The sequence below is a fragment of the Gluconobacter sp. P5H9_a genome (assembly GCF_018812085.1).
Lineage (GTDB): Bacteria > Pseudomonadota > Alphaproteobacteria > Acetobacterales > Acetobacteraceae > Gluconobacter.
Genome location: NZ_JACRVW010000002.1, coordinates 304,429 through 322,869 on the forward strand (window position 1 = coordinate 304,429; position 18,441 = coordinate 322,869).

Consider the following 18,441-nt stretch of genomic DNA (forward strand, 5'->3'; position numbering starts at 1 on the left):
CTCATTTACGTTCGTTATGGAAGGTTTGTCATCGAGAGAGTTATGACAAACGATATCGTCCATTTTCGTAAATGGCGACAAGTTCGGAAATTTTTGCCGCCATGGAAGGAAGCGCTACAAAACGTGGTTGATAACAGCGTCCTTACGAGCCGGAAGGGTCTCGTTCCATCCGCCTCCAAGCGCTTTGTAGAGTGTTACCGTATTAGACATCTGCTGAAGATGGGTCGTGATGGCTCCAAGCTGAGCGCTATAGAGTGTCCGTTGTGCGACGAGCGTGTCGAGATAGGGGTCATAACCACCTTTAAAACGCGCGAGTGCGAGCTGATACTGGCGGCCACCAGCCTGAACCAAGGCGTTCTGCGCATGCAACTGCTCCAGGTAGGTGCCTCGTCCTGCTAAAGCGTCAGCAACTTCCCGGAATGCAGTTTGCACCGTCTTCTCATACCGTGCGATTTCCTCCTTCTTACGAGCCTTTGCCTGGTGGAGCTCTGCTGTCAGACGCCCGGCGTCAAACAGTGGAAGAGTGATCTGAGGGGCTACGTTCCAGGCACCCATCCCACTTTGGAACAGGCGAGTGATATTGTTGCTCGCCGTACCATTCGCCGCAGTGATCTGGATTTTGGGGAAAAACTCAGCTCGCGCCGCTCCGATATCGTCATTCGCCGCTCGCAAAACCTGCTCTGCCGAAAGGATGTCAGGCCGACGTGCAATCATGTCTGAAGGAAGCCCTTCCGGAACATCCGGAAAAGGCACCACATCTTCAAGGGCAGCCTTATGTTCCAGATCAGCACGCACAGAAGGCGTCAGAGGTGTGCCGACCAGGAGTTCAAGCTGGTTCATCGCCTGCTCGCGCTGACGCGTATAGATCTGAAGATTGGTTTCTGCGTCCCGCAGAGCAGCTTCCGCCTCGGCCACATCAAGTTGAGTTCCGGTGCCGACATCGGCTGTCTGCTTGACCAGATCATAAGTGTGACGGCGGTTTGCAAGGACGTTCTGTGTAACCCGAAGAGCCTGATTGTTAGCGACCCAGTTGAGCATTGCTGTCGAAACACTTGCAATGATGCTGAGGCGCATACTCTCACGCCCCAGTTCATCTGCAACATACCGATCAAACGACGCACGAGAGGCGGACCGGATACGTCCCCACAGATCGACCTCATAAGCCGAGACACCAAACCCCACGGCATATTGCCGCATATAGAACGGACCATTCCCCTGTGACAGGCTCCAGATACGGGAGTTCATTTTCTGAACGTTCGCTCCCGCAGTCCCGTTCAGCGTTGGGAAGAGGGCGGCATTTTCAATGTCGAACTGCGCGCTCGACGCTTCGACCTGATGCTGGGCAATCTGAAGGTCCCGGTTATTGGTCAAAGCCGTCTCGATCAGCGATTGCAGAACCGGGTCGCGATAAAATGTGCGCCAGTTCTCAAGGCTGCCTCCATCTGTGGACGCTACATCGGCGGCTTTATTGGGCCATGCGGTTGCCACTGGGGCTGCAAGGCGATGATAATCCGGAATCATCGTGCAGCCGCTCAGCAGGAGCGCTAATCCAGCCGTAAGAGTTGTGGTAGAAGAACGCATCTTCACGCTCCCTTCGATCCATTCACATCATGCGGTGCAACCTGCCGGCCATCTGTCAAAGCTGATGGAGGATGCATGATCAGGCGGCTTCCTTCAGCCAAACCGGTTTGGATCTCAATCCGATCTCCATAGTCCCGGCCAACAGTCACCTTGTGAAGACGCAGGCGGTTCCCGTCTTCGACGGTGGCCACAGACAGGCCGTCCGCGTTGTAAATCAGTGATTCCGTGGGAATCAGCAGGGTCGGGGCAGGGCGTGGCAAGTCAAAATGAATGGAGCCATACACACCGGAGGCAAGCTTTCCGTCACGATTATCCAGCTCGATTTCAACTGGCAGCATCCGGCTCTCACGTTCCAGCGCATGACCGGTCCGTGTGACGGTGCCTGCGAAGCTTTCCCCCGGGTGGTCCGGCACAGTCAGACTGACAGGTGTACCCGTCTGCACTGTGCCGGCCTCCTCCTGTGGCACATGCACGCGGACACGCAGTCTATCCGTGCGAGCGACCACAAACAGCGGGACTGACTGAGCACTATCCGCACTCACCAGATCGCCAACTTCCACGTTCCGCACTGTGACCACGCCATCGAAAGGGGCGGTCACAGTCGTGTAGGCACGTCGTTGTGCGCTCTCTGCCAGGGCCGCATCAGCGGCCGCACGTGCGGCATTCTGGGCTTGCTGGGTAATGCGGTCTGTATCGAAGTTCTGCTTGCTCACCGCGCCCCCCCCAACAAGGCCGCCAGAGCGCCTTGCCGTGACGCGGGCAAGATCAAGATTGGCACGAGCCTGTTCAAGGGCGGCTTTGGCCCGCGCTTCCTGACGATCCAGTTCTGGCGCATGAATGATGGCCAGAACGTCTCCCGCCTTCACGTGGGTGCCAATATCAACGCGTCGTTCAGCAATATAGCCGGATGCCCGGGCTCCAATCGCTGCCGTTTCGAAAGGGAGGGTTTCTCCGGGAAGGTCCAGAGAGATCGGTTGCGTCTCTCTGTGAACAATCATGAAACTGACATCCGGGGTCTGGTTCTGGCGCGTATCAGCCAGTGCACGGACCGCAATGCCTCGTTCACTATGCGTATAGATCCCATAGCCCAGCAGAAGAATAGCCCCGAGGCCGATCAAGGGCACGATGGGCGGGCCGCGCCGTTCTTCACGGACGCCGGTCGAGGATAAAACGGGTTCAGACATGACTGTATTCCTCAAGAATGCGGCTTTCTCGTTTTCTCAGGCGTGTGTAGAGCCAGGGCACAATGAAGAGCGTGGCGCACGTGCCCATCATCAGGCCGCCAATCACGGCGCGTCCGAGCGGGGCGTTCTGCTCGCCGCCATCGCCGAGCCCCAGAGACATGGGCAACATGCCGATGATCATTGCGAGTGACGTCATCAGAATGGGGCGCAGGCGTGCCTGTCCGGCAGCGACGGCGGCCTCGACGGCACTCAAGCCCTCGGAGCGTCTTTCCTTGGCAAAGGTTACAAGCAGGATCGAATTGGCGCTGGCCACACCGACACTCATGATCGCCCCCATGAGGGAAGGAACCGAGAACGTTGTTCCTGTGACGAACAGCATGAACACGATCCCGCACATGGCACCTGGAAGACCAAGAACCACGACGAACGGGTCCATGAAGGATTGGAAGTTCACGACCATCAGAAGATAGACCGCAATCGCTGCGACCATCAGACCAATACCCAGCCGGGTAAAGGCAGAATGCATGCTTTCGATCTGGCCTTGAACGGTGATCACATTGCCCGGTGAAAGCTCTCCCCGATGGCGTGCAATGACCCGGTCAATGTCCCGGGCAATGCTACCCAGATCACGTCCTTCCGCACTTGCATCGACATCAAGCGTTGGCTGGATGTTGCTGTGTGAAATGACGTTCTGTGCCGTGCCGCGCTTGATGGTTGCGACATTGCTCAGTAGAGCCGAGGAGTGCTGTGAGCCTAGTGCGGACGCAATGACGGTGTTGCGAAGATCACCCAGATTGTTGACCCGATACTGCGGCGTCTGCACTGCCAGCGGGTACTGAATGCCCGTTGCCGGATCGACCCAGAAGTTCGGGGTTACGGTATTGGAGGACGCCAGTGACACCATCACGTTGCGCGCAACGTCATTGAGCGTCAGGCCGAGGTCCAGAGCGCGCTCACGATCAATCGCAATCGCCAGTTCTGGCGCTGCAATCTGCTGATGCAGATGGACGTCCACCAGGCCGGGAATGCGGGAGACTTCCTGACGGACTTCCTGCATGACCTTGCGGTTATTGGCTGCGTCATAACCCGAAATGCGGATATCGACCTGCGCGGGAAGCCCGAAATTCAGGATCTGGGTCACGATATCGGCGGGCTGGAAATAGAACACGCTGTCCGGGAAGCGGCGTGCCAGTTCGGTCCGGAGTGTGCGGATATAATCGGCGGTTGGGCGATGCCCTTCCTTCAGCTCCACCATGATCTGACCGTCATTTGGTCCAACGGTCGTGCCGTCATCGAAAGGCATGGAGTACCGGAATGGAACGCCCATGTTATCGAGGACTAATGACCGTTCATGCTCAGGCACGACTTCACGGATGACGTCTTCAACCTGATCGAACAGTCGTTCCGTGCTCTCGATGCGCGTTCCTTCCGGCGCGCGGACATGGAGCTTGAATTCGCCGGCATCAATCGTGGGGAAGAAATCCTGCCCGACCTGAGTTGCGAGAAAACCGGCAGCCAGAACAGTCACGCCTGCAAGTGCAGGCACTTTCCAGCCGCTTTCGATGAGGCCATGTAACTGACGGACGTAGCTATCCCGCAGCCGGTTAAAGCGCCGGTCAAAAGCAATGCCGAACCGGGTAATGACATCAGGAGGCAACCCGGCATCGCGGCGGCGTGTGGTCTGCCGTTCTTCAGACCGCAGAAGAATAGCTGCGAAGATTGGCACCAGTGTCCGGCTGATCGCATAGGAGGCGAGCATGGCGTACACAACAGCAAGGGCCATCGGTGTGAACAGGAAGCGGGACGGGCCGACAAGGAACTCTACCGACACAAACACGCTGGAGATCGCTAGTGTCGAAACCAGCGTTGGCAGTGCAATTTCCGACGCGCCGTTAAGCACGGCCTGTCGCAGTTCTATTCCTTCATGGCGGATGCGATGGATATTTTCGATCGTTACAGTCGCATCATCCACCAGAATACCGACAGCAAGGGCCAAGCCTCCCAACGTCATCAGATTCAGTGTCTGGCCAGTCCACGACAGCACGGCAATCGAAGACAGGATGGCGAGAGGGATGGAGACGGCAACAATAATGGTCGAACGCCAGCTTGCGAGAAACGCAAGGATCATTGCCGCTGTCAGCAGGCCCGCGATGACAGCTTCAGATGCCACTCCGGTAATGGCCGCTTTGACGAACAGGGACTGGTCAAACAGTTCCTCGATCTTCATGCCCGCCGGGGCTGCTGCACGCGTAACAGGAAGAACCTGATTACGAATGGCGTTTACAACACTCAGCGTCGAGGCATTTCCGGCCTTCATGATGGAGAGCAGCACGGAGCGGCGTCCTTCGCGGCGCACCACATTCTGCTGTACGGCCGTTCCATCGCGGACCTGCGCAACATCCGCAATACGAACGATAGCGCCAGTCTTGGGGTCACGCTTGAGGGGAACATCGTTCAAACGCGCTGCGACGTCTGGCATGCCGTTCATACGCACGTCGTATTGGGTGGCTCCGAATTTCACCGTTCCGCCGGGCAGCGTCAGGTTCTGCACGTTGATGGCATTGGAAACATCCAGCGGCGTTAGGCCAACACCTGCCAGCTTGGTCTCGTCAATATCCACCATGACCTGACGGATCTTTCCGCCATAGGGCGGGGGCAGCATCGTGCCGGGAATAGGGGCGAGCTGCTGACGGATACGGTAAATGCCATAATCATACAGTTCGCTTTCCGTCAGCTTCTCCGAAGAGAGGGAAAGCTGCAGAACCGGCACGCTGGAAGCGCTGTACTGCATAATGATGGGCGGCTGAATGCCAGGTGGCAGCAGGGCGCGGATTGAGTTTGTAGCCGAAACGGTCTGTGCGACCGCAAGGTCAACGTTTACGCCGGGCTGAAAATACAGCTTTTGCAGGACCAGCCCCGGTGTCGTCTGGCTTTCGATGGTCCGCAGATTGTTGACAAAGAAGCTTTCGGAAAACTCCGTATAAGTGCTGATCCGCTTCTCGGTCTCGGCGGCATCGAGGCCGTCATAATACCAGACGACGGTGACGACCGGGATATCGATGTTCGGAAACACATCGGTAGGCGTTCTGAAGACGGCCGTGATGCCCAGAAGCAGGATGAGTACCCCTGCGACAAGGAACGTGTAAGGCCGTCGTAGCGCAAAGGCGACGATCCCCATTGAATATCTCTGTTCAGATGGCTTTGGAGCACGGAATCCGCACCCCGCTTGTCCGGCACAATCCATGTGCGGACAAATCGGCAAGCTTTTCGCCATGACATGATGCCGCGCCGCGTTTGCCGTCTTCTCACCGGAAACGACGTTCTCAGGGAAGGAGCATAACCGCCGCGGAAGGCTTGGGCGGATCATGCAACTCCACGCGCAACATCCGCTAGAGCAATCCAATCAGATGATTGCACAATCCTGCCATATCGAGTTGTAGGCAAGGACGTGAAATAAAGGCAACAGCCCCTAAAACGCCATCAAAAGTTGGTGGAGTGCCATAATGAATTAGAACGAAACTTCAAAAAAATGCCTGATTCGATCATATGCTTGCATAATCCGACCAAAGTCTCACACTACCCTTCTGGGCGGATCAGGCATGCCCCTAAATGTGCAATACCCAAACGACTGACTGAAAAAATCGGAAATTTCGCTTCATGCAGGATATTCTGTCACGGCTTCGAGACACGATCGACCGCCATTGCGTCGAACCAACAACCCGCTCGGTTGTGCCGGGCCTGCTGCTCTTTCGTGCCGATGCCCCCACGACGCCAATGGATGTGGTGTACGAACCCCGCTTCTGTGTGATTGTCCAAGGGTCAAAACAGGTCATGCTGTGTGATAAGGTCTTCGATTATGATGCCAGCAAGTATCTCGTAACGGCCGTTGACCTTCCCGTTACCGGGCAGGTGACACAAGCCACGCATGAGAAACCCTATCTGGCGCTCTGCCTGGCTCTGGACCCTGCGCAAATTGCTGATTTGCTACTCGAAATGAAGGATGCCTTTCCTACAAACGGGACGACATGCCCATCCTGCATGACGGTCAGTGCACTCACCCATGAAATCCTGGATCCAGTGACCCGCCTCGTAGGACTGTTGGAAAACCCGGAAGACATTCCCATTCTTCAGCCCGCCATCCTCCGCGAACTGCTGTATCGGTTGTTGCAGGGGCCTCAAGGCTATGTTCTGCGGCAGATTGCCACAGCGGGGACAAATCTCTCCCAGCTCAATCGGGCGATTGGCTGGATACGAACGCATTACGCAGAATCTTTCGACATTGCATCTGTTGCGAAAATTGCTGGGATGAGCCCTTCATCATTTCATCGGCATTTCCGGGCAGCCACGATGATGAGCCCCTTGCAGTACCGCACGCGTCTTCGCCTTCAGGAAGCGCGCCGCAGGCTGCTCAGTGCCACGGTTGATGCCGCTGAGGCTGGATTTGCAGTCGGGTACGACAGCCCGTCCCAATTCAGTAGAGAGTACCGACGCATGTTTGGGGTTCCTCCCGCACGGGACGCGCAACGCCTTAAATATGCGGGAGACGGAATGCTTCCAGCCTAACGAGAAGGCTTAAAAAATGACGGTATGAGCCTCTTGAAAGGAGTTGCCAGAAACTATTCTGGCAACCCTCGCCGTAAGAATTACCAGCTATACCCTATGCTGGCCTGGGCATTGCGGCGCTCGCCGTAGTAGCAATATTGTCCGTCTGCACCGTAAGCGAAGCAGTTCGCGATATATTTCTTGTCAAAGAGATTGCGAACGCTTGCAGAGACTTTCCAGCCGTGAAGCGAATGAGACATGTTCGCCAGATCATAGCTCACGGACGCATCGAAGAGAGCATATTGTGGAAGCCAGACGCTGCCATATGTTGCTTCGCCACCGTAGGTTTTCGCGGAATAGCGCATACCACCACCAAATCCGAACCCCTTCAAAGGCCCGGAGGGCATTGTGTAGAACGCGAAAAGGGAGGCATTCCCTTTGCCAGACTGGATCAACGGCTTCCCGGTCGAATCATCCTTGATCTTCTGGAAACTCACTGCGGCTGTCAGCATGAGGTTACGGAACGGCTCGGCATGGGCTTCAAATTCGAAACCGTCCGAGTGAACAAGTCCGCTCTGTACACTGTACCCTGTGTTCGCGACCGAGACGAGCACGTTGCTTTGCTCGATATGAAAACCCGCGGCGGTGAAAAGAAGAGACGTTCCGGGAAGCTGATATTTCAAGCCCCCCTCAAGCTGCTTGCCCATAGATGGGTTGGCCTGGCGAACGGTCGCACCGCCATCGTTGGAAACAGAGCCGGACTGCGGCTGAAAAGACGTCGAATAGCTGATGTAAGGTGAGAGGCCGAAGTCAAAGTGATAAAGACCGGAAGCACGCCATGTAACCTGGCTTGAACTCTGGCGGTTGTCAGAGGGTGTCAGAGACTCAACCTGATGCGAGCGATACCAGTCATTGCGAATACTTCCCGTAAGGATCAGCCGATGCCAGCGGATTTCATCCTGACCATACGCGCCGATCTGATGAGAATGAGTCACATAATTCAGATACGGGGAGAGGTCCGGAATGACCATGTGATAATCGGGATGGAGAACGTCCAGATCCGGAGCATCGCCATAGGCTTCCGTGTCATTAGCCTTCTGCTGCATATAGTCGAAGCCGAACATCAGGGCATGGCGCAACGGCCCAGTGCGGACGCGTCCTTTAACCTGGCTGTCAAACGCCAGATTATAGGTGTGTTCGTGCGTTCCATATGCAGAGCGGGACAGCATTTGCCCACTCGTACCGTCATCGCTGTCGTAGTAGCCATTGTTATACACGCTGCGATAGATGGTCTTGATATCATCGTAGCGGCCGCGCGTACTGAAGCTCCAGTCATCGTTGAAGCGATGATTGAAGATATAGGTAATTCCGCCCTGTTTGCGGTTAAATTTTTCTGAGGGGACATCCCCGTCATAGAAATTTCGGGGCAGATAGCCGTAGGAAGCCCGCTTGAGCGACCCAATCAGCGGCACGCCGCCATAAGAACCACTCTCAGGATCGTACTGGTAATTACCCAGCAAGGTGAGGGTGGTCGGGCCGTCGCCTCCAAAGGTAAAGGCCGGGCTAATGCTGAAGCGTCGGCTACCGGTTCTGCTGAGCTGGGTATGCTGCCCATTTACTGTGCCGTAAAGCCGGTAGCGGACAAGACCGTCCTTGGTCGCAAATCCGCCGACGTCAGCATCCACACGATATAGATCGAACATGCCGCCAGTTGTATTGACACTACCATAAAACCGCTGATCCGTCGGCAGTTTGCTGGATAACGCCGTCAGACCACCTGGGCTGGACTGCCCATAAAGGGCAGAAGCCGGCCCTTTGAGCAGCTCAACGCGGTCAAGTCGGAAGGTGTCCGTCTGGGCGACGGCAAAGCCGGTCGGGCTATCCTGGAACTTCAGTCCATCCAGAAAAGTCGGCACTGTAAAGCCGCGAAGATCGAAGAGATCATACCGAGTGCCTTCACCACCCCGCGTATCGGCTGTGACGCCCGCGGCGTACCGTACGGCCTGATTAAGTGTCAGGACACCGCGTGTATCCATTTCGTCACGGGTGATGACGGTGACGGACTGGGCGGTTTCAACAAGAGGTGTGTTTGTTTTTGTAGCAGAAGAGGCAATGGTTGAAGACTTGCGAGCATGAACCTCAACCCGTTCAACCCTTGCGCTCCGTGCTTTGGCATTGTCAGCGCTCGCTTGAGCCGGGGCAGGCGCCCCAGACTGCTGCGGATCCTTGGCCTTATTCTCCTGCTCAGCTGCGAAAGCTGTATCGCTCAAAATAAGGGAGAAAAGAACCGTGTAAACTATCCTGCTGCGCTGCATACCCAACTCATTTCGTTACCGGCTCGTGCTGGTTGCGAGGCAGGGACCGGTTTTTTGTTAAGAATGATACTTAATTGCGCTCCTAGACATCTTCGGAAACGGCTTCAAGCAGCCAGCGCGCAGTTGGCCCAAACGCAACTGAATAAGGCCCGATTACCGGAATCGGGTCACTTTCGAAGCAGAAAGGAAACGGTTTGTTACTGTTTTCCAGACATGGAGGCGATGAGAGGCAGAGCAACCAGGTGTGGAAACCCGATGCTTTATAGTCGCGCAGCCGTAGGCGAGTTGGCTCTCAGCTCGCGCGGGGAGACACCAAAAGTTCTGTGAAACATACTGCTGAAGCTACTGGCATTATCGTAGCCTAGATCAAAGGCGACTTCGGCAATCGATTGGCCCGTCGCAATTCGGGAAGCGGCTTCCACAACCCGTACTCTCCGTCGCCATGCCGCGAAGCCCATACCCATTTGAGACTGAAAGAGGCGGGTAAAAGTGCGCCGCGCCATACCGGCTTCACGCGCCCAATGATCGATATCGCGACAATCTCCCGGCTCCTCGTCCATCAGACCCCGTATCAAAGAAGAGGCATCAAACATCTTGCATTGAAGCGTGCCAGCACCGGGGAAATCAGGATCAACATAGATGACCTGAAACGACAGGTCGGTGCGGCAGGTTGCTTGATGCAGCGTGTGGGCAGGAAGCCAGAGCGCTTGCCCGGGGCGAAGGACGAAGCTTTCCTCATGTGTAGTAACTGTCACACTCCCTGCCATGAACACGGACAGCTGTGCCCGCTCATGTGTGTGGAAACCATCTACGAAACCGCCGGCATAATAATCTGCAAAACCGACAACGGGAGGTGGGTTTGCAGGTAAATCGGTAGAACGCTTCATAGTGTTATGATCTGGGCTGAGCATCTTTCGCAAAGACTGGCCACTGCTCCCCTCATGCTGGAGATACGAATTAGCAATGGCGGCAAGAATGTCCGATCAAGAACCAGCCGCCAGAACGTGAATGCCTAGTTGTCCGTCTTCGCCAAAATTTTATCAAGAGGCGGCATGATGGTGGCTGCCGTCATGCTTGGGAATAAACATCAGGGTGACTGAAACGGGCGTATTAAACCGCGCTGGACTTGGCCGAGACCATTTCTCCGAGAGAAGGGTCTGATGAACAATCCTGTGAAAAAATTGTCCTCTGCAGTGCGTGCCCGGGCAGTTCGGCTAGTTCTGGAACATGATGGAAATCCAGACGGGCAGGCCATGGCCCATGGCGATAGTTTGACGCCGTAAAATACGCACGGAGCTTTCTCTTGGCAGACACCGCGAGGGTACCTGGATGCAGCAACGTCAGTCATTTCAGCGCTGCTTTTCAGAGAATGTTTGGATATTTACCAAACAGAGTGAAGGGACCGCATTTTTGCAAATAAAGGGCGCTAGCTTCGAAATACATGAGCGCTGGTTTATTAAATTATGCGCTAGAGCGTTTCTAAAGCGCATGAATATTAAAAACCTTCCAGCCAAAGCAGAAATTCTGATTTGGCTGGAAGAAAAATCCTATCCGTAGCTTTTACGGGCAAGAGAATGACCTTCAGGCCGTTTTAAGAGCAACCTCTGCCTCATCCGCCGAAGCAACAACGTAGGGACCAGCAGCCTCAACCTTGATAGCAAGGAGACCGATACTACCCGGCAGTCGAGCACCAAGCGGAAGGTGTGCGTTGCCGTTCGTCCAGCGCATCGGGATGTGCTCCACGCTGTGCCAGCCGCTCAGATTTTCCTTGGTCAGGTGCGTCTTGATCTTCACCGTAACGCCACTGTCGAAGAACGAAACATCGCCAATCAACACACCCAGCATACGACGGTCGTCAACAAACGGACCAATCGCATCTGACAGGCGACTGCTGTTTGAAACAATGCGGACCGACGCCACATCGCCAGGGATCATGAACATGACGCGGTTATCGACCGTGCGAAGCGGCTGGATGCGATGGCCACGATCAGACACGAGATGCAGATCGCTGTCCGTAGTGGTCGTAGCAACCGGTGCCTGAACTGCGAACTGCAACGCCTGCGCACGCTGTTCGATCTGACGGTAAACAGGCTCAACCAGATCACGGCATACGGTCAGAGAAGCAGCAGCATCGTTCTCCCAGGACTTCGCCTTTTGGCCGAACATAAAGACATTGCTCTTCTGTTCGAACGCACGACGATTGCCCGTATCAAGATAGCTCTCGGTCAACGCACCGTTAGCCATGATGACCGAATGGCCTTCCGTTTCAATGTGGAAATAGTCATAGGACGTGAAGGACTTGTCGTAATAGATCGAACGACCATTGACGAGCATACGGGCCGGAATGAACTTGCCGTCCAGAAAGAGGCAATGCTCAGATGTAACGAGCATGTCCTGGAAAGGAACACCCTGAGCAATCGCGTTTTCAAGGATCCGCACCGGATACCCGGCCTCATCATCAGCCTTTTCCGGGCGAACGACGCAATGCGCCTTTCCTGCCCAAGAGACCTTGCTGCTGCATGCCACACCATCACGATAGGACGTAACCGTATCGCCAGGGACAAGGTCCTGCACAGCAACGTTTCCATTCGGACCAGAAATCAGGGTGTCAGCAAGGAAGCACACCTCGTAAACGAGATCGCCACTGCTGTCAGACGCCAGAGTATAGCCCACGTTTTTGACGCCAACGATGTTCAGCGTGACAGCTGAGCCGTCCTTGAGCGTGAACGTGACATGATCAGCATCAGGGTAGGTGACGGAAACAACGTCGGCGGTTTTGACGTTCGTCAGCGTGATGCCGTCTGCGGTTCCTGCCGCTGTGTCCTCTGAGAACCCGGAAATAACCGTTGTCGGGCTACCTGAGCCGGTGATGGTCAGGCCGACATTTCCATTACCCTGCAGGTCGATGGTACCACCCGCAGTTGTCGGGATTGTCAGTGTAGCGCCCTTGGCGGCCGTGACAGTGCCCGAAATCGTTGATCCAGCCTTAGCGCTGAGGACTGCGCCGCTCTGAAGTGTGGTGGTGCCAATCGTACCACCAGACTCAGCGTAGAGGTACCCGCCATTGCTAACTGTGTTGCCTGTGGCGTTGCCGCCAGACCCAACATCCACCACGCCACCGCTGATAACGGTCGTGTTTGATGTCGCACCCTGAACGCCGAGACCACCACCGCTGATAACCAGTCCACTCGCGGTAGCGCCCGAAGAAACTGCAACAGTATTGCCCGAACCGATGGTGCTGTTGGAAAGCGCAGCTCCAGATTTCAGGTTGATTGTGACCCCAGTTCCGAGCTTCTGGTAACCGCCGTCTTTGACCCCGCTTTCAAAGATTAGTGTCCCGCTAACAACTCCACCGGCGACAAACGAGGGGGCAACATACGTATCGAGCGTGCCGCCATTCAATTTCAGGGCGCCGGTCGAGGCGCCTGCGGAAACAACAGCGGAGGCGCCAGTGTTGATGATCACACTTGAAAGGGTCGCGCCAGAGCCTACAAAGACCTGGCCGCCGTTATTGATGGTTCCCCCGAAGGCCAGACCGCCGGAGCTGATATCCATTACACCGCCATTATTAATGGTTGTGTTGGAAGCTGTTCCAGTTACTGCCAGCCCGCCGCCTTTGGAAACGATAGCGTTTCGTAGAATTCCGCCAGCATTAACAACGATGGTTCCAGAAGAACCTGCGTCTGCGTTAGAGAGAATGCCACCGGACAAGACATTAATTTTTGTTCCTGACAGAGCTGTCAGGGAGGTAGTGTGTTGGTTATCGTAGTTGGTGCCGATATTGAATGTCGCGCCAGCAGCCAGGCTGATATAACTGCCGCTACCACCGGCGGAAATTGTCAATACGCCGCCCGATGAGACCGTATCGTTAAAAACTGAGCCACCACTCTGCACCACCACTGTGCCACCAGACACAATCGAAGCGCTTCCGTAAGTACCACCAGAAGATACAGATACCGAAGAGAAGCTTGAAGTATAGAAACTTCCAGGGTTTGTTCCTCCGTTGACGGTATCATCAACATATAGAACGCCGTTCGTTACGTGACTCATAATTCCCTCCAAGAGAATTCGTTAACGGTACAACCACCCAGAGCGTGAGAAATTCAAACTTCTCGATGGTATTTCTTGTGAATCCGGCAAACTTCTAGTCAGAATTTCTTTGATATCTGTAAAATTTGATCGCTGGCTTTAGCTCAACCAACCTTATTTAGAAGAGCAAATTTAACAGAAATCGTTCCATCCAGATTGTTTGCAGAATCTTGTCATAGGGACAGAGACACAATTTTGAGCGGTAGGGATATGGATGAATTTTCTAAAGGTAAAAAAAAGTTGACACCCCAAGATGGGAAAATGAAAATATAATCATAATATTTTTTAAGATCACATACTTGCAGTGGTTTTATAATATTTTTACGAAGAAAAACGCTTTCCTATTTGCTCACTCAGACACATGTTAACAATATTTTGTCATAAAAGCCTTCTCCGGATCCTAATGAAATTTCAGCTTTAAGAAACTCGGAATGAAAGAGGTTCCGATGTGTTTCATGCTTCAGAGGCGACCGAGTGCAAAATATTAGAATCCTCCCGAAGGGAAGTATTTATGAGAATGCGAAATATTTAGTCAAATCCGAATATATCGGCTCACGACCTAATCAAAGAAAAATATTTCATCATTCTCGACATAAATAAGTACAATATATTTATAAGAATGTTTTTAATTAATGCTACACATACATATGAATATTGTTATATTTTATATTATTTACACAGAGTAATACTTAAAAAAACCCAATGCGACACGAAGTTAGGAAACTCGCAGGGCAGCAGAGCGCTATTCCTCATTCCAATCTTACCGAAGGTCCAGATGGTAGAAACCGCATCACCGTCCCCAGATACCAGCCAGATTATTGCGCAGGGTCATCCCACAGATAATGAGCTGCTTGCGTTTTACCGCTCTGAAATTCGGTTTGAGACTGAAGTGGTGAATGGCCGCCTTCAGGCCCTTCTAGGATCACAGGCTTTTCTCGTGATCGCCTATGCGACAGCCATGACCGGATCTACGAAAAGATGGGGAGATAGTATGGTTCTTTTGCTTCCCCCCTTGTTTTCACTATTGGGATTTGTCCTCGCGGTCATGGCGCTTCCTGGCATCAGAGCAGCTTATGCCGCAATTGGTAAATGGGAGGGAAAGCAAAGAATGTTGCATCACCGTAGCCCCGCCTTGACTGACTTCACACTGGCTCCAAACGAGGACGAGACCCGCGATATGATGCGACGGGCGCAGCGAGGGGCTCTCTTTGCTCATCAGGCGCCTTTCATATTTATCATAGCCTGGACCCTCTTTGGCTTTATTCCATTTTATCTATACCTAAAATGACATCTCAATAATTTTGTTTTTTGTAAATAATTTTAAACTACATTCAAATTTTTATGAGATCATATTAGGGAAACACTTTCCAGTTCCAGGTGTTGATTATGTCAGGAGCGCCCTTTCTGTAAGGGTATCGACCTTATCTTGGAGCGATATTTTTCATGCCTGACCATATACTTCCCCAATCTCAGGACCATCAGCCCGGCCTTGAAGGCCTCATGCAACCCAAGGCCGAGCATATTCGTGCCAGCTACAAAGGAAGCGGAAAGCTGACAGGCAAAAAAGCTTTGATCAGCGGAGGAGACAGTGGAATTGGCCGTGCTGCCGCGTTGCACTTTGCCCGGGAAGGGGCAGATGTCGCGATCCTTTACCTTGAAGAACATGAAGATGCGAAAGAGACTGTCCGACTGATCGAAAAAGAAGGTCGCAAAGGTCTTGCTATTGCTGGGGATGTCTCTTCAAGTCAGGTTTGTAATGATGCTGTTGCCCAGACGGTCAAGGAACTGGGCGGGCTGGACATCCTGGTCAATAATGCCGGCATCCAGATCGTGCAGGAAGATATCAGCGCCATCTCTGACGAAGAATGGCAAAGACACATGGACACCAACATCAACGGTTACTTTTTTCTGGTCCGCGCAGCTCTCTCACATCTGAAAAAGGGAAGTGCCATTATCAACACTTCCTCCATCAACGCCTTTGCGGGCAATAAAGCCCTTCTGGCTTACTCGACTACCAAAGCCGCAGAAATGGGCTTTACCCGTGCGCTAGCGTTGCAACTGGTCTCCAAGGGCATTCGCGTGAATGCAGTCGCTCCCGGCCCAGTCTGGACACCACTTCAGCCGGCAAGCTGGGGGCCGGTTGATCCCCAGTCTGTCGCAGATCTGGGGAAAGATACTCCTATGGGACGGTGCGGTGATCCCTCCGAACTCGGCCCGGCCTATGTTTACCTTGCAAGCCACGATGCATCCTTCGTGACAGGCCAAACACTCCATGTGAATGGCGGCATGATCATCAACGGATAATTTCCCGGTCATGCCTTCCTGAAATCGTAGTAATCCAACTCCTCCCTGATCATAATCCATTAGGGAGGAGAAAAAAATTTAGTTTGCCGCCATATCTAACAGGTTATGGACCCGAAATTTGGGGAGTTTATGTTGCCACCATGTGGCAACAGCCCTTTTCTTCACTGGGAATTTTTTCAACAGCCGCAAAAATCTGTCATTCAAAGCCCGAAACACGCCTTATTTAATTACCGTGACGATACGTTCCATCGAAACGGGATTGGAGCCAGCCACCACTCGCACTATACTAAAAATCATGCAGGATTTGGATACACCTTGAGAATGGGCGCTGCCGATAGATTGGATAGGGTAAATCCCTATGGGGATCTGGCGGCTTTTTCCGACCCCGACCTGAACGACATTGCGGTCGCTGCAGCAGCTTTGTGTCAAACGCCCATCGCCCTGATCAGCATACTGGATCATGAAAGGCTATGGTTTTCAGCACGCGTCGGTACGGACCAACCTTTTGGGCCACTGGCAAATTCCGGATGCGGGCAGGTTATTGCCCTCAAGGTGCCCGTTGTCATTCCAGACATGCTGGCCGATCCGCATACTCAGAAGAATACTCTCGTCTGTGGAACGCCAGGGCTACGGTTTTATGCGGGCTACCCGCTGTTCGATACTCAGGGAAAGGTGGTTGGGACACTCTGCGTTGTCGATCTTGCGACACGGCCGAATGGGTTGTCTTCCCCCCAGAAAGACGGCCTCGCAGCGCTTGCCCGACAATCCATGCGCCTGATGGATCTGAGGCAGGCCGCAGTTACGCAGGAACGTCGCCTTACAGCCCAGCAGCTTCGTAGTCAGCGCGCCGCAAAACGGGCACGTGAAGCCGAGGCAGAACGCCGTCATGCATTGGAAAAATATGCGCTTCAGCAGGCTGCAGGAGCTGCCGGTGGCATTGGGATCTACGAATACGATCTTGTGTCGGGAGACATTACGGTATCTCCGGAAGTCTGCCGTATTGCAGGCCTTCCTCAGACACCAACCTTGTCGGCGGAGCAATGGGTCGCCTTAATCCATCCGGACGACAAGGCTACAGTCCCTACGCTTAACCGGATCCTTGAAGGGACTGCTCCATTACGACTGCAATATCGCATCCTCCGTTCTGACGACGGGAAAGAACGGTGGGTTCTGCGTCAGGGAATTCTGGATCATGACGAGACTGGTCGACCAATCCGTCTGATTGGTACCTTGCAGGATGTGACGCCCGAAAGAAATGCCACCGCCCGGCTGACAACACTCCTCGCGATTGGTGACGCACTCCGGACCGCCGAAACGCGCCAGCAGGCCCTGGAAGAAATCTGTCAGTTGATGGGAAATCGCCTTAACGTTCAGCGGGTAGGCTTCGCGCGCATCTCAATGCGCGACGAACGCTTTACGGTGGAGCAAAGTTGGTGCGCGGCCGACATACCTCCCATCAGTGGAGAGTTTTCGTTTGAGGCCTTCCGGCACACGTCAGATTTCCTCCGCGGAGGGTCCGTCTTCATCCTGGACGATATTACCCATACATCGTGGATGAATGTCGAACAGGAAGCCTATCAGGCTGTACAGGTTGTTGCGCAGGTTCTCGTTCCAAMAATTAAAGGAGGCGAACTGACAGGGTGCCTTTTCGTGCATTGCTCTCAAGCGCGCGAATGGACAGTGGACGAGACGTCTTTCATTCGTACGGCCGCCGACAGAATTTTTGCGGGTGTGGACGAGTGGGACACGATTGCCCGACAGGACCTCATCAACCATGAAATCCTGCATAGACTGAAAAACACACTCAGCATTGTCCAAAGCCTTGCCCATCAAGGCTTTCGTGGCGTTGAAGACCAAAGCGCGCTCGCGACATTTACAGCCCGCCTGATCGCACTGGGCTCTGCGCATGATCTGCTGATGAAAAGAAACTGGCGATCTACTGATCTTGCCAGCCTCGCAGCAGGCGTTCTGGCTCCGCTAGGGGTGAAGGAAAGGGTTAAAGTCAACGGGCCTTTCCTGTGTCTTGGTCCGGACACTGCAACGTCCTTCTCAATGGTCTTCCATGAGCTGGCGACGAACGCCTTGAAACATGGTGCACTCAATGCCCCTGACGGGCTGGTAGATTTAAGCTGGACCACTGAAGGATACGGCCCTGAAACGACCATGATATTGATATGGCGCGAAATTGGTGGCCCCTTGGTAACAAGACCTACCCGAACAGGATTTGGAATTCGGCTGCTAAAAGCTGGTCTTGGACATCAGGGGACAACAGAAATTTACTATGACGCCGAAGGTTTGCGCGTGGAGATGACGGCATCTACTGTCTCCATGGCTCGGCAGTAAACAACCACGCACTTTTTCCTTGATCAAGCCCCGTATCAGGAAGCTGGCTTAACGGAAATTCCATATATGGGTCACAAATCCTG

The 18,441-nt window shown here is 53.9% G+C and carries 10 protein-coding genes; 4 read left to right on the plus strand and 6 right to left on the minus strand.

What is annotated here, in order from left to right:
- Positions 1–114: 114 nt before the first annotated feature.
- From KP708_RS03265 to KP708_RS03275, 3 genes are read right to left on the minus strand one after another with little or no spacing between them, the layout of a single operon-like run.
- A complete protein-coding gene (locus KP708_RS03265; RefSeq protein WP_215750374.1) occupies positions 115–1,581 on the minus strand; it encodes an efflux transporter outer membrane subunit in 1,467 nt (488 codons plus the stop codon).
- Between the two features lie 2 nt (positions 1,582–1,583).
- The gene (locus KP708_RS03270; protein ID WP_252347405.1) at positions 1,584–2,765 is read right to left on the minus strand and encodes an efflux RND transporter periplasmic adaptor subunit; all 1,182 of its coding nucleotides are present in this window, start codon (positions 2,763–2,765) and stop codon (positions 1,584–1,586) included.
- A complete protein-coding gene (locus tag KP708_RS03275; protein WP_215750375.1) occupies positions 2,758–5,943 on the minus strand; it encodes an efflux RND transporter permease subunit in 3,186 nt (1,061 codons plus the stop codon). The genes KP708_RS03270 and KP708_RS03275 overlap by 8 nt, the downstream gene beginning before the upstream one ends.
- Before the next feature lie 479 nt (positions 5,944–6,422).
- Between KP708_RS03275 and KP708_RS03280 the strand changes: the two genes are divergently transcribed.
- Positions 6,423–7,328, plus strand: a complete 906-nt coding sequence (locus KP708_RS03280) for an AraC family transcriptional regulator (RefSeq protein WP_064274858.1) — start codon at positions 6,423–6,425, stop codon at positions 7,326–7,328.
- Positions 7,329–7,408: 80 nt separating this feature from the next.
- Here the strand turns inward: KP708_RS03280 and KP708_RS03285 are convergent, their stop codons facing one another.
- From KP708_RS03285 to KP708_RS03295, 3 genes are all read right to left on the minus strand, one after another.
- Positions 7,409–9,622 carry a TonB-dependent siderophore receptor gene (locus KP708_RS03285; RefSeq protein WP_215750376.1) on the minus strand — a complete coding sequence of 738 codons (2,214 nt, stop codon included), beginning with the start codon at positions 9,620–9,622 and terminating at the stop codon, positions 7,409–7,411.
- Positions 9,623–9,882: 260 nt separating this feature from the next.
- Positions 9,883–10,509 (minus strand): helix-turn-helix transcriptional regulator, encoded by a 627-nt coding sequence (locus KP708_RS03290; protein ID WP_215757144.1) that lies wholly within the window; start codon positions 10,507–10,509, stop codon positions 9,883–9,885.
- A 694-nt stretch (positions 10,510–11,203) separates the two neighbouring features.
- Entirely contained in the window at positions 11,204–13,672 is a 2,469-nt protein-coding gene (locus tag KP708_RS03295; RefSeq protein ID WP_215750378.1) for a Hint domain-containing protein, read from the minus strand.
- 658 nt (positions 13,673–14,330) lie between these two features.
- On the opposite strand from KP708_RS03295, the gene KP708_RS03300 reads away from it, so the two are divergent.
- The 3 genes from KP708_RS03300 (at position 14,331) to KP708_RS03310 (ending at position 18,358) form a co-directional block, all read left to right on the plus strand.
- Positions 14,331–14,999, plus strand: coding sequence for a hypothetical protein (locus KP708_RS03300; RefSeq protein WP_215750379.1), 669 nt, complete (start codon positions 14,331–14,333; stop codon positions 14,997–14,999).
- Positions 15,000–15,154: 155 nt separating this feature from the next.
- Positions 15,155–16,015, plus strand: a complete 861-nt coding sequence (locus KP708_RS03305; protein ID WP_252347406.1) for a glucose 1-dehydrogenase — start codon at positions 15,155–15,157, stop codon at positions 16,013–16,015.
- A gap of 321 nt (positions 16,016–16,336) precedes the next feature.
- Complete coding sequence (locus KP708_RS03310) at positions 16,337–18,358, plus strand: GAF domain-containing protein (RefSeq protein WP_215757145.1); 2,022 nt, start codon at positions 16,337–16,339, stop codon at positions 18,356–18,358.
- Positions 18,359–18,441 lie beyond the last annotated feature (83 nt).